This is a genomic window from Polaribacter sp. Hel1_33_96, from assembly GCF_002846595.1.
Classification (GTDB): domain Bacteria; phylum Bacteroidota; class Bacteroidia; order Flavobacteriales; family Flavobacteriaceae; genus Polaribacter.
Genome location: NZ_PJMV01000001.1, coordinates 2899675 through 2915150 on the forward strand (window position 1 = coordinate 2899675; position 15476 = coordinate 2915150).

The window sequence follows — 15476 nt, forward strand, 5'->3', positions numbered from 1 at the left end:
TAAATGGTATTTTTGAGTAAATTTTAATTTAACTGATGAAAAAATTTACTTTTTTACTTTTGATTTTACCTTTTATTATAAATGCTCAAACACCTTGTAGTAATGGTTTTGCTGGCGAATATCCTTGTCTAGATTACGATTTAATGTCTCACATTCCTGTTACTGTTTTAGCAAACTCTAATGGAAATCCAGAAGGAAGTGATATTTGGGGATGGACAGATAGCACAACTGGCAAAGAATATGCCATTGCAGCCATGACGAATAGTACTGCTTTTGTAGATATTTCAGATCCTTTAAATCCTGTTTTTTTAGGAAGATTAGATTCGAGTGCGGGCAATAATTATTGGAGAGATGTTAAAGTTTATAAAGACCATGCTTTTATTGTTGCAGATAATGTTGGCGCTCATGGCATGCAGGTATTTGATTTAACTAAATTAAGAGGTCTTACTTCTCCTCAAAACTTTACGCAAGACGCAAATTATAGTGAAGATGGTTTAGGCAGCTGCCATAATATTATTATTAATGAAGATAAAGGTGTTGCATATTTAGTAGGTTGTAAAAACGGTATAAATCAAAGAATTTTTGGAGGCGGACCTATCTTTGTAGATGTTTCTAATCCTAAAATTCCAACAAAAATAAACCATTATGCAGGTGAAGGATACTCTCATGATGCACAAGTAATAACATACAATGGTCCAGATACAGAACATAATGGAAAAGAAATTTATGTAGGAAGTAATCAAAATGAAGTTGTAATTTTAGATGTAACAGATAAAAATAATGTTATAAAAATATCAGAAATTAACTACCCTCAAACTGGGTATACACACCAAGGTTGGTTTACAGAAGATCAACGATATTTTATTTTAGGTGATGAAACTGATGAACGAGATTTTGGAATGAATACAAGAACATTAGTTTTAGATTTTTCAGATCTAGACAGTCCAGTTTTGTCATCTACTTATTCAGGTGCTTCTGCTGCCATAGACCATAATGGCTATGTAAAAGGCAACCTATTTTATATGGCAAATTATACAGCTGGTGTAAGAGTAATGGACATTACAAATATTAGTGCAGCAACAAATTCTATGTCAGAAGTTGGTTATTTTGACACATATCCAGTAAACAATAATACTGCTTTTAATGGCGTTTGGAGTGTATATCCATATTTTGCAAGTGGAAATATAATTATTAATGATATTGAAAGAGGCCTTTTCATTGTAAGAAAAAGCGGCACTTTAGGTATAGAAAATCAGAACTTAAAGAGTTCTTTTGATATGTTTCCGAATCCATCATCTCAAAAAACAACAATTACTACTTCTAATAATGAAGTTATTAATACTATTGAAGTTTTTTCAATCTTAGGACAAAAGGTACTAGTTAAGGATAATATTAATGAACCAAAATACGTTTTAAATACATTTAGTTTACATAAAGGAGTTTATTTTGTAAAAATCAATAATTCTTTAACCAAAAAACTGATTATCAATTAAAATATACTGTTAAAATAATATTCTTTTTTTTAATTTTTTCAATCATTTTTGATTTTTCAGATTTAGACAATCCGGCGCATCATTCGGATTATTCTGGCAATACAACTGCCATAAATCATAATGAGTGTGTAAAAAGACAATATTTATTCTCAAGCAAATTATACAGCCGGTGCAAGAATGATTGATTTCTCGAATGTAGAAAACAAACATTTTACTGAAGTAGGATTTTTTGATACCTACGAAAGTAGTAACAAGTTAGCATTTAAGGGTGTTTGGAATGTATATCCTTATTTTCATAGTGGAAATTTTATTATTATTGATAACGGTTTTTTGTAATTAAAAAAAGTAACCCATAAAAAAATGATTAAATATTGGCCCGTTCTTTGTCTCATTGTTCTTTTCAACTGCTCTAAAAAAGAGGTATTTAATATCACTGAGATAACTGAAACAACCAATGAAATAGACTTTATTCAAACTCTAGGAGGCTCTAAAAATGATGCACTTTCTTCCGTAAAAAAAACGGCAGACGGAGGTTATATTGTTGCCGGATTTACGCAGAGTAACGACTTTGATATCGATTCAAAAACAAACGAATCTTTTGATTTTTTAGTTTCAAAATTTTCTTTCGATAACACCTTAGAGTGGCAAAAAACTTTTGGTGGTTCAGATGATGATAGAGCCGCAGATATTGTTCAAACTTTAGATGGTGGTTTTGCTGTTTTAGGGTACAGTAAAAGTTCAGATATAAATGTTTCAGAGAATGCAGGTGCTCAAGATTTTTGGTTGTTAAAAATTTCTTCTTTAGGAAGCCTTCTTTGGGAAAAAACATTTGGGTTTTCTGGGACAGATTTCGGTACCGCTTTGTTAGCGACAAAAGACGGTGGGTTTCTTATAACTGGTGTCTTAGATGTCTCTAGTTCTGGCGGTCAAGGAAACGCAAAGTCAACTGCAGTAAACCATTCTGGTGGAGATTATTGGGTGATAAAAACAGACCTTACTGGCAATTTAGAATGGAGCCGGTTTTTTGGCGGCTCATTTACAGAAATACCACTAGGAATTGTCGAAACTGACGATCATAATTTTATAATAGCGGGCTCATCAGACAGTGATGACTTTAATATTTCAAATAATCTAGGAACCTATGATTTTTGGATCATAAAAATAGCCCCCACAGGAAGTTTAATTTGGGAAAAAAGTTTTGGCGGGTCTGAAATTGACGAAGCCAGAGCAATTACAACCTCAAGTGACGGTAATTTTATGGTGGTTGGCGATACTAGAAGTTCAGATATAGATGTTTCTGAAAATAAAGGTGCCGCAGATGTTTGGATTGTAAAATTTTCTACAGAAGGAAGTTTGATTTGGGAAAAAACGATTGGAGGAACAAGTTTTGATACTGCAAGAGCTATCTATAAAACGCAAGACAACGGCTTTTTAATCGCAGGAAGCTCTCGAAGTTTAGATAATGATTTTGAAAATAATGGACAAAATGATGCGCTCATTTTAAAAATTGACAGCAACGGAAGCCTTTTATGGCAAAAAACAATTGGTGGGTCACAAATCGACTTTTTGTATGGGATTACTGAGTTGAATAATAAGGCAATTATCGCTGTTGGTGAGAGTAGTAGCTCAGACAAAGATATTACGGAAAACAAAGGTTTTACAGATGCGTTAATAATTCAAATGAAATAAGAAATGAAAAATATCATTACTTTTCTATGTATCTTACTAGTCGCTTTTTCTTCTTGTACAGAAGAGGAAGAAAATAGAACAATAACCTTAAATTTTTCTCATCATTGGGATGGAACAATAATTACCAATCAAGATTTTAACCAACTAAAATTTATAAATGCAAATGGCAACAAAGTAAGTATTGAAAGATTACGTTACCTCATTTCAAATATTAGTTTGGCAGGCTCAAAAAACTATCATTTGATAGATTTTACTGAAAATTCTGGAACTTCCATCTCAATTACGGACTTTACTGACGGCGTTTACGACCTCTCATTTAGGTTTGGTTTTTCAGATGAAGATAACAAAGACGGTATCTATCCTGATTTAAACACTGTAAGTTTTAATGTTCCGGGTATGTTGGGTGGTGGTTATCATTATATGCAATTTGATGGAAAATATGAAGATAATAACGATCAAGAAGCTGGTTTTAATTACCACGCCATTAGAGCTGTGGATAGAAATGACCCAACTAATTTAAAATTTGAAGACACCTCTTTTGAAGTAAGTTTAGGAACGGTAGAAATTACAAATAATGCAGAGATTACAATTAAAATGAATCTTGCAGAATGGTTTAAAAATCCATATACTTGGAATTTAAACGAATTGAACACCGTTTTAATGCCGAATTTTGAAGCTCAACAAATGATGAGTATGAATGGAAAATCCGTATTTAGTTTGGGGAAAGTAAATCAATAAAAATCTATCATTCCTAATAATTCATAAAAATATAATCTATCCAACAATAAAGAGATTGCCCCATTTCTCGGAATGATAGTCAAGTAAAAATGAAAAAACGATATCTATTTCTTATTTCCTTATTTCTTTTGATGAACTGCGCATCAAAAGAAGAAGAAATCTACACTCCGATTCCTTACAGTTTAGAAATTCCCGTCCTTTTTGCAGACAAATTAATTGCGCCTATAATTCCTGCGGACAATCCTTTAACGCAAGAAGGCGTTGCTTTGGGTAAGAAATTATTCTTTGACACCATATTATCTGGAGACGAGACACAATCTTGTGCCTCTTGCCACGATCCAAAGAAATCATTTACCGACCAACAACGACTTAGCAATGGAGTTAACGATAATTTAGGAACAAGAAACGCAATGCCTTTATTTAATTTAGCATGGAATTTTGACGAACGCTTTGCTTGGGATGGAAAAGAATTTAGTTTAGAAAAACAGGCTTTAGAACCTGTTTCTAATCCTATAGAAATGCATGGAAATTGGGAAAATATTACTAAAAAATTACAAAATAATTTAGAATATAAAGACCTGTTTTTAAGAGCATTTGGCACCTCCATAATCGATTCTACACTAGTTACTAAAGCCATTGCTCAGTTTGAAAGAACACTGATTTCGGGCAACTCTAAATTCGACAAATACTTGCGTGGTGAAATAAATTTAACTCCAGAAGAACAAAACGGATTTGATGTTTTTATGGACGAATCAAAAGGAGATTGTTTTCATTGTCACGGCAGTGATAATAATCCTATCTGGTCGGATAATAAGTTTCATAATAATGGTTTAGACAATGTTTTTGTAGACCTAGGTCTTGGAAAAATTACAGGAGACCCAAAGGATAATGGCAAATTCAAATCACCTTCCATTAGAAATTTAGCCTTCACCGCGCCTTATATGCATGATGGAAGGTTTGCAACTTTAGAAGAAGTAATCAATCATTATTCCGAAGGGTTGAAAAGATCCCCTACAATAGACCCACTTATGAAAAAGGTCGATGAAGGCGGTGTCCACTTATCAACCCAAGATAAATCTAACTTAAAAGCCTTTTTACAAACACTTTCTGATTATAATTTTATAAAGAACCCCACGTTTCAGAGGTAATCAATAAAACCAATCAAGTTATTGGATATCGGAATGAAAGTTCTTCGTTTTTCTTCGACTTATATCGTATATTTGCACTCAATTTAGATTTAATCTATTTAAACATATGATAAAAGTTTCAGACACAGCAAAGAAGAAGGTCGTAGAATTAATGACTGACGATGGCTTTAACTCAGAAACCGATTTTGTAAGAGTTGGCGTAAAAAGTGGTGGTTGCTCAGGCCTATCCTACGATTTAACTTTTGATAAAAATCAACAAGAAAACGATAAAGTTTTTGAAGAAAATGATATAAAAATCGTCGTTGACAAAAAGAGTTTTTTATATTTAGTTGGGACTACTCTAGAATTTTCTGGAGGTTTAAACGGAAAAGGTTTTGTTTTTAATAATCCAAACGCAAATAGAACTTGTGGTTGTGGAGAAAGTTTTTCACTTTAAAGACATCCATTTCAACTTCCCAAAAGGAAGGGAGTAAAAAGAAAAATTATGAGTAAGTATACGGAAGACGATTTAAAAGAAGAATTAAAAACCAAAGAATATGAATATGGTTTTTATACAGATATAGAGAGTGAGACTTTTGCCAAGGGTTTAAATGAAGATGTAGTTCGTGCCATTTCTAAAAAGAAAAACGAACCAGGATGGATGACTGAATGGCGCCTAGAAGCTTACAGAGTTTGGGAACAAATGGAAGAGCCAGAATGGGCAAATGTGCAGTACACGAAACCAAAATTTCAAGATATTGCTTACTATTCTGCGCCCAAAGAAAAACCAAAATTAAATAGTTTAGATGAAGTAGATCCAGAATTACTAGATACTTTTAAACGTTTAGGGATTTCTTTAGATGAACAAAAAAAACTAGCAAATGTTGCTGTAGATATTGTAATGGATTCTGTTTCTGTTGCAACTACTTTTAAGAAAACACTCGGCGAAAAAGGGATTATTTTTATGCCTATTTCTGAGGCCATTCAAGAACATCCAGAATTAGTAAAAAAATATTTAGGCACTGTTGTACCGACCACTGACAACTTTTATGCAGCATTAAATTCAGCAGTTTTTTCTGATGGTTCTTTCTGTTACATTCCAAAAGGAGTTCGTTGTCCGATGGAATTATCAACCTATTTTAGAATTAATGAAGGAGGAACAGGCCAGTTTGAAAGAACGCTTGTAGTTGCAGATAAAGGTAGTTATGTTTCTTATTTAGAAGGCTGTACAGCGCCAAGTAGAGATGAAAACCAACTACACGCAGCGGTTGTAGAACTCATAGCTATGGACGACGCAGAAATTAAATATTCTACTGTGCAAAACTGGTATCCTGGAAACAAAGAGGGAAAAGGTGGTGTTTATAATTTCGTAACCAAAAGAGGTTTGTGTGAAACAAATGCTAAAATTTCTTGGACACAAGTGGAGACAGGCTCTGCAATAACTTGGAAATACCCAAGTTGTATTTTAAAAGGAAACAATTCTATTGGAGAATTTTATTCGATTGCAGTAACAAATAATCATCAACAAGCAGATACAGGAACCAAAATGATTCATTTGGGAAAAAACACCAAATCAACTATTATTTCTAAAGGAATATCTGCAGGTAAATCACAAAATTCATATAGAGGGTTAGTGCAAATAAATGCAAGAGCAGAAAACGCTCGTAACTTTTCACAATGTGATTCTTTGTTAATGGGAAATGAATGTGGAGCACACACTTTTCCATACATTGAAGTTAAAAATAAATCCGCACAAATAGAGCATGAAGCAACTACCAGTAAAATTGGAGAAGAGCAGTTATTTTATTGCAATCAACGTGGAATTGACACTGAAAAAGCAATCGCTTTAATTGTAAACGGATTTAGTAAAGAAGTTTTAAATAAACTTCCAATGGAATTTGCTGTAGAAGCTCAAAAATTATTAGAAATTAGTTTAGAAGGGTCAGTAGGTTAAAATTCTGTGAATTGTAATTGTGGAATTACATAATAGTTGCTCGAATAAACAAATAAAAAGTTTTAAAAAAATAAGATATTTATATCATGTTAAAAATCAACAATTTACACGCCTCAATAGAAGATAAGTCTATTTTAAAGGGATTAAATTTAGAAGTTAAAGCTGGTGAAGTCCATGCAATAATGGGCCCAAATGGAGCAGGAAAGAGCACCTTAGCCAATATCATTGCAGGTAAAGAAGAGTATGAGGTTACCGATGGAATTATAGAGTTAAATGGTGAAGATATTAGTGAGCTTGCGCCAGAAGAAAGAGCACACAAAGGGGTGTTTTTATCATTTCAATACCCTGTAGAAATTCCTGGAGTTTCTGTAACAAACTTTATAAAAACTGCTATTAACGAAACTCGTAAAGCAAAAGGTTTAGAAGACATGCCTGCAAAAGACATGTTAAAAATGATTCGTGAGAAATCAGAATTATTAGAAATAGATCGTAAATTTTTGTCTCGTTCTTTAAATGAAGGGTTTTCTGGTGGAGAAAAAAAACGTAATGAAATCTTTCAAATGGCCATGTTAGAGCCAAAATTAGCCATCTTAGATGAAACGGATTCTGGTTTAGATATTGATGCTTTGAGAATTGTTGCAAACGGTGTAAACAAATTAAAATCTGAAGACAACGCAGTTATTGTAATAACGCATTATCAACGTTTATTAGATTACATTATTCCTGATTTTGTGCACGTTTTACATGATGGAAAAATCGTAAAATCTGGTGATGCTTCTTTGGCTTTAGAGTTAGAGGCAAAAGGGTATGATTGGATTAAGCAAGAACTTGTTTAAAATTAGTTTACAGTAACAATGAGCAGTTCTAAAACTGTTTATTGAATCTGAAAACTGAAAACTAAGAAAATGGAATTAAAAGAAAAAATACTAGCATCATACGTAGCTTTTGAGAATGGAATTGACATCAATACTGATGTTCATGAAATTAGAACAGAAGCTTTGGAAAATTTTGAAAAGTTAGGTTTCCCTTCCAAGAAATTAGAAGCTTGGAAATATACTTCTTTAAACGCAGTTTTAAAGAACGATTTTAGCATCTTCCCAGATAAAGAAGTTACGGTAGATTTGGCTGATGTCAAAAAATATTTTATTCATGATATAGATAGCTATAAGGTTGTTTTTATTGATGGTAAATACAGTTCGTTTTTGTCAGAAACTACGCATGACGGTATAGATGTTTGCCTAATGTCAGCGGCACTTACAAAGTCTAAATACAAAATAATTGTAGAAAATTACTTTAACAAAGTTGCAAAACAAGACAATTTAACATCCTTAAATACTGCTTTTGCAACAGAGGGTGTATACATCCATATACCTAGAAATACTGAGGTAGAAAAACCGATACAAATCATTAATTTTACAACAGGTTCTGAAGCGGCAACGATGTTGCAACCAAGAAACTTAATTGTTGTAGAGCAAAATGCACATGTTCAAATCATAGAACGTCATCAAAGTTTAACGTCAAATCCTGTTTTAACAAACGCGGTTACTGAAGTTTTTGCTGCCAAAGATGCTACTGTAGATATTTACAAGATTCAGAATGATGTTGAAAATGCTTCCTTAGTAGATAATTGCTTCATAGAACAAAAATCGAATAGTATTGTTTCTGTGCATACTTTTTCTTTCGGAGGAAATATTACTAGAAACAATTTAAACTTTTATCAAAGGGGAGAGCACATTGACTCTATTTTAAAAGGAATTACAATTATTGAAGGAAAACAGCATATAGATCATCATACTTTAGTGCACCACATAGAACCGAATTGTGAAAGTCATCAAGATTACAAAGGAATTTATGATGAACGCTCAACAGGTGTTTTTAACGGAAAAGTAATTGTAAATAAAGAAGCTCAAAAAACGAATGCCTATCAAAAAAACAACAATGTTTTAGTAAGTGACAAGGCGACTATTAATGCAAAACCTCAACTAGAAATTTTTGCTGATGATGTAAAATGCTCTCATGGTTGTACCATTGGTCAATTAGATGATGATGCATTATTTTACATGCAACAACGTGGAATTCCAGAAAAAGAAGGAAAAGCTTTATTGATGTATGCTTTTGCGAATACTGTTTTAGAAAGTGTAAAAATACCAGAAGTTAAATCTAGAATCACAAAAATAATAGCCAATAAACTTGGTGTAGATATTGGTTTTGATTTGTAAAATGGGTAAATCCATTTTTTATAAAATACAAACCACGCAAATTGCGTGGTTTTTTTGTAACTTTAATAAAAATTAAAGTGATGAATAAAACAATTAAAACTACATTATTACTCGTTGGAATAATCTTGTTAGCCTGCGGTATTTATATTTTAAACCCAGCTAAAGAACAGGGTAATCAAGCATCCTATATAATTATTGCATCTGGTTTTTTAAGCCTTATTTTAAGCCTGTTAAAAGAGAAGAAAAAATAATTACTTAATACTTTTAACAATTCCGCTCAAAAGCGCATCAATGTCTGCATTTTTAGTTAATCCCATTCTAACAACTACTAAATCTTGATCTGGAAAAACAAACACATTCTGACCTTGGTATCCACTAAAAAAATACATGTTTTTTGGCGCATTAGGGTATCTTTTTCCGGAATTTAACCAAATTTGTGCACCATACCAGCCATCAGAAGTTGGCGTTGGTTTTGTCGCGTATTTTACCCATTTCTCGTTAAACAATTCTTCTCCGTTCCAAGTTCCATTCTGCAAATACAACAAACCTAATTTAGACCAATCTCTCGCAGTTGCCCAAGCATAAGAAGAACCAACATAATTACCAGCCAAGTCTGTTTCTACAATCATAGAATTCATTCCAATTTTATCAATTAAAGCCGCATACCAAAAATCTAAATATTCTTGGTGTGTTTTAAATTGCCGACGTAAAATACCTGACAACAAATTTGTAGTTCCTGATGAATAATTCCAAGTTTCGTTTGGCATACCTACCAAAGGTTTCTCAATTTGAATTTTCGTCATATCTCTCTCTAAAAACAACATTTTGGAAACATCAGAAATGCTATTGTAGTCTTCATCCCACTCTAATCCAGAATTCATTTGTAATAAATTATGAATAGAAATCTCTTTTCTTTCATCCTTTCTCCATTCATCAAATAAATCTTTCTCAAATACATCTATTTCTTCTTGATGCTCTAAAACCCCAAATAAGGTGCTTAAAATACTTTTGGTCATAGACCAACCTAATAGTTTTGAGTTTTGGTTAAATCTATCCGCATAACGTTCTGCAATAATTTGATTTTTGTAGACTACCACTGCTGCTCTTGTTTGATTAACAGAATCAAACAAAACATCTAAAGTTTGGCTTAATTTCGCATAGTCTACATTGTTAAAAACGGTATCTTTTTGTGCTGCATTTCCATAAGGAAAAGGAGTTGTTTGATCAGCTAATGCTCTTTTTGGCGTCAAATAGTTTTTATTTAAATCCTGCTCTTCCAAAGCCAAAACACTTCCTAAACCTTCTCTGTAAAATGCTTTTCTAGTTAACAAACCAAAAGCACCTGACTGAGCAGATTTCTCAGAAATATTAACTTTATCATCCGCTAAATTTATTGGAGAAAAATTGGTATCTGTTTTATCCGTAAACTCCAATGTTCTATTGGCTACAAAAATAGAAGAAGCTGTACTTTTCGCAGAATAACCTGCTATGATATTCAGTTTTGGGTAATTATAAATTACTGCAGCTATCATCATAAGGAGGAGGATTAGCAGAATTTTTTTTAAAATTTTCATTAAATTGGATGTTTAGTTCTGTAAAAATAGGAAATTCATATTGACTTTTTTTACAACTTTAAAAATGCAAGGTTTATCTTTGTACCTTAAAATCATTTTTATGTTTAATGTTGATAAAATTCGAGAAGATTTTCCTATTCTAAAAAGAACAGTTCATGGAAAACCTTTGGTCTATTTTGATAATGCTGCCACTTCACAAACACCACAGATTGTTATTGACGCAATTGTAGATTATTACAGTAATTATAATTCAAATATCCACAGAGGTGTGCATACCTTAAGTCAAGAAGCAACAGATAAATATGAAGATGCTCGTAGAAAAATTCAACAACATTTTAATGCGAAAGAAGCCTACGAAATTATTCTAACATCTGGCACAACTCATTCAATAAACATTATTGCTGCTGGTTTTGCATCACTAATACAAAAAGATGATGAAGTGATCGTTTCTGCTTTAGAACATCATTCTAACATTGTGCCTTGGCAAATGTTATGTGAAAAAACTGGTGCTATTTTAAAGGTAATACCCATGTTTGAAAATGGCTCTTTAGATATGGAGACGTATCATACTTTAGTAAATGAGAAAACAAAATTAGTTTTTTGTAATCATGTCTCAAATGCTTTGGGAACTGTAAACCCTATTGAAGAAATTATTGAAACCGCTCACCAATTTAATGCTGCAGTTTTAATTGATGGAGCGCAAGCAACTCCTCATATAAAACCTGATGTACAAAAATTAAATGTAGATTTTTATGTTGCTTCTGCTCATAAATTATGTGGACCAACTGGCGTTGGTTTATTATATGGAAAACAAGAGTGGTTAGAAAAATTACCCCCGTATCAAGGTGGTGGAGAAATGATTAACACCGTTTCTTTTGAAAAAACTACCTATGCTGGTTTGCCGCATAAATTTGAAGCAGGAACACCAAATATTTGTGGAGGAATCGCTTTTGGAACAGCATTAGATTATATGAATACAATAGGTTTTGAAACGATTGCAAAATATGAAGATGAACTCTTACAATATGGAACTTCTGAACTATTAAAAATCGAAGGTTTAAAAATCTATGGAACTACTGCTGAAAAAACAGCTGTAATTTCTTTTAACGTAGGAGGCATTCATCCTTATGATATTGGTGCAATTTTAGACAAGTTAGGTATTGCAGTAAGAACAGGACATCATTGTGCACAGCCAATCATGGATTTTTATAAAATACCAGGGACGATAAGAGCTTCCTTTTCTTTTTATAATACCAAAGAAGAAATAGACATCCTTATTAAAGGAGTTAAAAAAGCACAAATGATGCTTTCTTAAACTTAAAGAAAACTGTTTAAAAAGTGCTTTTATAATATTATGAAAGTGCTTTTTAGGTTAAAAAAAAGAGGTTTTCTTGCGAGTATTAAAAAAAAATGTATCTTCGTAAAGTTAAAATTTTTTAACAAAAACACATACTATCATTAAAATAAACCCTAATCAGTGTGTTATTTGTAATTTTTTAACAAAAATTAACTTAATTATTTAACCCCTAAATCAATTTACAAAATGAAAAAAGTAATTTTTGGGCTACTAATTGTAGCTGGAACTTTAATTGGATGTCAAGAAAATTCATCCGACATGACAAATGAACTGCAGTCAAAAGTCGACATGAGCGATTTTTACGTTTTTACAGATGAATACGGATCAAAAGGAGACTCTAATACAAAAGAAAGTAGAGAATGTCATTCCATGAACGTTTTAAATAGACAATTAAAAGAAAATTCTGGATTGTATAAAAAAATGTATGATGTAGAATATAATACCAGAAAATTTATTGGTGCTAAAGGTAAACCGACTGGTACAGGTGGTGGTGGATCTGGAGGAGGAGACTCTGACGTAGATGTTGCTATTGTGCCTGATAATTTAGGAGTTATTAACATTCCTGTCTATATTCATATTGTTTATCCGAATGCTAATAGTATTTCTAATGCCCAAGTATCGTCTCAAATGAATGTCTTAAATGCTGATTTTACAAATACTAATGTTAGTCAATTGCCTTCTGGCACTACTTTTGCTAACGATGCAACGAATGCTGGTTTTAGTTTTTCTTTAGCAGGTACCTTCAGATATGATGACCCTAAAGCTTCTTGGGGAACTAATAATTCAGTAAAAGCGGCGTATCCGCCTATCACTCCAGAAACTCATTTAAATATTTGGGTATGTAATATTGGTGGTGGTATTTTAGGATATGCTCAATTTCCTGGTGGCGCTGCATCAACTGATGGTGTTGTTTTAGGTGGAGAATATTTTGGTGTTACTGGTGGTGTTTATGGTGCTGGTAGAACGGCAACGCACGAGGTTGGTCACTATTTCAATTTACGTCATATTTGGGGCGACGGAAGATGTCGTCAAGATGATTTCGTAGCCGATACACCATCTTCAGATTCTTCAAATGGTGGATGTCCTACATTCCCTTCTGTAAGTTGTAAAACTGCCGATATGACTATGAATTACATGGACTATACTTACGACAATTGTATGTATATGTTTACAGATGGTCAAAGAAATAGAATGAGGGCTCTTTTTGCTCCTGGAGGAGCAAGATTTTTAATGTCAGGTAGTTAGAATCCTACAATATCAATTAAAAGACGCCTTCATAGGCGTCTTTTTTTATATCTTTAAAACTCTAAAAACATCTTAGAATATGAATTTTCTACTTAAAATTACTGTTCCATTTATATTTATAATATTCTTGAGTTGCTCTGCGCAAGAAAAGAATAAAAAAGAGGTGTTCAAAATATCCTACAAAGCAGAAACAAGAGGAAGTTTTATAATCATTCACTTTAAAGACAGCAGCCTTGTTTTGAAATCGACTTCTGCTGACAAATCTGTCGTTTTAAGCAACGCAGAAGTAATTAATATCTACAATATTGTTTCCAAGATTAAACTCTCGGAAATAGGTGCTTTAATAGCGCCAAGTAATGAGAGATATAGAGATGCCGCATTGACTGGTAGTTTTATCATCCTAAAAAATGATACAAGTTATACTTCATCAAATTTTGACCATGGAAACCCTCCTAAAGAGTTGCAAGAGTTATATAATATACTGCAGAAGTATTTAAAATAAAAAAAGGTTGAGAATTAATTCTCAACCTTTTTTTATTTTAAATATGTTTTAATTTATCTCAACAAAGGAGAGTAATTTGTTGGGTAATCTCCTGCCTTTGCTAAACCATTTGTTGCCGTGGTAAAGTTAGAACCAAATTCAACATCAATTGATGCTAAAATTTTGTTTGCCATTAAAGCATATCCTCTTGCCGTTAAATGAACACCATCTAGACTTACTAACCCTCCCGTAACTAAGCTTGTGGTCATGGTATAATTATCAAACATAATTCCTGTAGATGCTTCGGTCAAAACTCCTTTAAAGTCTACCAATGCAACGTTAGGATTAGAAGCAGCAACTGTAGCGATAGTTGTATTGTAGGCATCTGTTGCCGTTCTTATAGAAGCCTGTTCTTGCGGTGTAAGCGCCCATTGATCCGCTAAAGGAACACCAACGCCATTTACACTTGCAGGATTACTAGGATCTGCTAACGTACCAATTATTGCTGAACTTGCCAATACTAATAAATCGTCAGAAGTTGCCTGTCTCATACTTATTAAACCTGGGTTTATTGCTGTTAAATCTGTTAAATCTTCATCCATAATAACAACTGCATTTTGTCCTGCTGTAAAAGATATTGTTCTTTTAGCGATTTCTGCATCTGCCATTTCTTGTGTCATAGGTGTTACAGCAACTAAATAAGCAAAAGCTTGTTGTATACCACCATTATATTGAGCATACGCTGAACTTACTGCTCCAGCAGTTGCAGCATCCATAGGAATTGGATTATAAGGTATTGTAATAAAATTAGCTAAATCTGTAATATAAGGTACATTAGCTACTACTCCTTTTGCTCCGTTTGCTGTTAAAGCGGTAACCATATCGCTAAATACTTGTGCAAAAACATTCGGGTTTGTAATGTCATTTCCTCCGTAATTTGCAGGATTTAAATTTTCTGCCGTATTTGGGCTTCTATCTACTCCTGACCCTCCTGAAAGGGCATAGCCTAAAACATCATTTCCTCCAATTTCTGACAATGTAAAGAAAGTTGGGTTTTGTGCTAAAGCATCTCCCAAAACTGTTGCTGTTGGGCTAGAAGCCATTCTTCCAAAATAAGGATTTAATTGTCCGTAACCAGGGACTCCTAAATGAAAACTTTTTGCTCCTGGAGCGCCAAAATTATTAAAAGGTCCTGAAAGAACCGCTGTTAATTCTGTAGTTGGCGTTGCAGGTAATCTTGCTGGTCCTGCACCATCAAAATAAAATCTTGGTGGCTGAACTGCTGCTCCGCCATAAACTAAACCTCCAATATTATCATTCATTAAAGGTTGTTTAAATTCAGTTCCAAAAATTCCTGCCAAAATATTTGGAAAAGAATTTTCTTGCGCCGCAATAAACATAGCTCCATCCGTATAGCCCGCTGTAAAAGAAGCTCCTACAGAAACATATTTAGAGAAATCTAATCCGTTTGTATTTAAAGCTACATTTTCAACTGCCTCTGCTGGTATTGCATCCAGCTCATTATTTACATCACAAGAAATAACTCCCAATGATAAAAGAAACAATGCTATATATTTATAATTTTTCATAAAATATGAC

15 protein-coding genes are annotated in these 15476 nt (G+C 33.0%); 13 read left to right on the plus strand and 2 right to left on the minus strand.

Annotated features, from left to right (window positions below; all coding sequences use genetic code 11):
- The first annotated feature begins 35 nt into the window (after positions 1 to 35).
- The 10 genes from ATE90_RS12480 (at position 36) to ATE90_RS13605 (ending at position 9471) form a co-directional block, all read left to right on the plus strand.
- Positions 36 to 1493 carry a choice-of-anchor B family protein gene (locus ATE90_RS12480; protein ID WP_101451467.1) on the plus strand — a complete coding sequence of 486 codons (1458 nt, stop codon included), beginning with the start codon at positions 36 to 38 and terminating at the stop codon, positions 1491 to 1493.
- A gap of 177 nt (positions 1494 to 1670) precedes the next feature.
- Positions 1671 to 1829 carry a hypothetical protein gene (locus ATE90_RS13600; protein ID WP_180335211.1) on the plus strand — a complete coding sequence of 53 codons (159 nt, stop codon included), beginning with the start codon at positions 1671 to 1673 and terminating at the stop codon, positions 1827 to 1829.
- Between the two features lie 24 nt (positions 1830 to 1853).
- Positions 1854 to 3182, plus strand: a complete 1329-nt coding sequence (locus ATE90_RS12490; protein ID WP_036784457.1) for a hypothetical protein — start codon at positions 1854 to 1856, stop codon at positions 3180 to 3182.
- A gap of 3 nt (positions 3183 to 3185) precedes the next feature.
- Positions 3186 to 3920, plus strand: a complete 735-nt coding sequence (locus ATE90_RS12495; protein ID WP_036784460.1) for an MbnP family protein — start codon at positions 3186 to 3188, stop codon at positions 3918 to 3920.
- 131 nt (positions 3921 to 4051) lie between these two features.
- The gene (locus ATE90_RS12500) at positions 4052 to 5068 is read left to right on the plus strand and encodes a cytochrome-c peroxidase (RefSeq protein ID WP_036784462.1); all 1017 of its coding nucleotides are present in this window, start codon (positions 4052 to 4054) and stop codon (positions 5066 to 5068) included.
- A gap of 106 nt (positions 5069 to 5174) precedes the next feature.
- Positions 5175 to 5504 carry a HesB/IscA family protein gene (locus ATE90_RS12505; RefSeq protein WP_036784464.1) on the plus strand — a complete coding sequence of 110 codons (330 nt, stop codon included), beginning with the start codon at positions 5175 to 5177 and terminating at the stop codon, positions 5502 to 5504.
- A 48-nt stretch (positions 5505 to 5552) separates the two neighbouring features.
- The gene (sufB, locus tag ATE90_RS12510) at positions 5553 to 7001 is read left to right on the plus strand and encodes a Fe-S cluster assembly protein SufB (protein WP_036784466.1); all 1449 of its coding nucleotides are present in this window, start codon (positions 5553 to 5555) and stop codon (positions 6999 to 7001) included.
- Positions 7002 to 7087: 86 nt separating this feature from the next.
- Positions 7088 to 7837 (plus strand): Fe-S cluster assembly ATPase SufC, encoded by a 750-nt coding sequence (gene sufC / locus ATE90_RS12515; protein WP_036784468.1) that lies wholly within the window; start codon positions 7088 to 7090, stop codon positions 7835 to 7837.
- Positions 7838 to 7906: 69 nt separating this feature from the next.
- Entirely contained in the window at positions 7907 to 9220 is a 1314-nt protein-coding gene (gene sufD / locus ATE90_RS12520) for a Fe-S cluster assembly protein SufD (protein ID WP_036784470.1), read from the plus strand.
- Positions 9221 to 9300: 80 nt separating this feature from the next.
- Positions 9301 to 9471 carry a hypothetical protein gene (locus tag ATE90_RS13605; RefSeq protein WP_180335212.1) on the plus strand — a complete coding sequence of 57 codons (171 nt, stop codon included), beginning with the start codon at positions 9301 to 9303 and terminating at the stop codon, positions 9469 to 9471.
- Here the strand turns inward: ATE90_RS13605 and ATE90_RS12530 are convergent, their stop codons facing one another.
- On the minus strand, positions 9472 to 10794 hold the full coding sequence (locus ATE90_RS12530; protein WP_036784474.1) for a serine hydrolase domain-containing protein: 1323 nt from the start codon (positions 10792 to 10794) through the stop codon (positions 9472 to 9474).
- 100 nt (positions 10795 to 10894) lie between these two features.
- On the opposite strand from ATE90_RS12530, the gene ATE90_RS12535 reads away from it, so the two are divergent.
- From ATE90_RS12535 to ATE90_RS12545, 3 genes are all read left to right on the plus strand, one after another.
- Positions 10895 to 12109: an aminotransferase class V-fold PLP-dependent enzyme gene (locus ATE90_RS12535; protein WP_036788083.1), complete on the plus strand. Its 1215-nt coding sequence runs from the start codon at positions 10895 to 10897 to the stop codon at positions 12107 to 12109.
- 228 nt (positions 12110 to 12337) lie between these two features.
- Positions 12338 to 13396 carry a zinc metalloprotease gene (locus ATE90_RS12540; RefSeq protein ID WP_036784477.1) on the plus strand — a complete coding sequence of 353 codons (1059 nt, stop codon included), beginning with the start codon at positions 12338 to 12340 and terminating at the stop codon, positions 13394 to 13396.
- Between the two features lie 79 nt (positions 13397 to 13475).
- Positions 13476 to 13898: a hypothetical protein gene (locus ATE90_RS12545; protein ID WP_036784480.1), complete on the plus strand. Its 423-nt coding sequence runs from the start codon at positions 13476 to 13478 to the stop codon at positions 13896 to 13898.
- Positions 13899 to 13951: 53 nt separating this feature from the next.
- Here ATE90_RS12545 and ATE90_RS12550 read toward each other — a convergent pair whose 3' ends face one another.
- Positions 13952 to 15466 carry an SGNH/GDSL hydrolase family protein gene (locus tag ATE90_RS12550; RefSeq protein ID WP_036784482.1) on the minus strand — a complete coding sequence of 505 codons (1515 nt, stop codon included), beginning with the start codon at positions 15464 to 15466 and terminating at the stop codon, positions 13952 to 13954.
- Positions 15467 to 15476 lie beyond the last annotated feature (10 nt).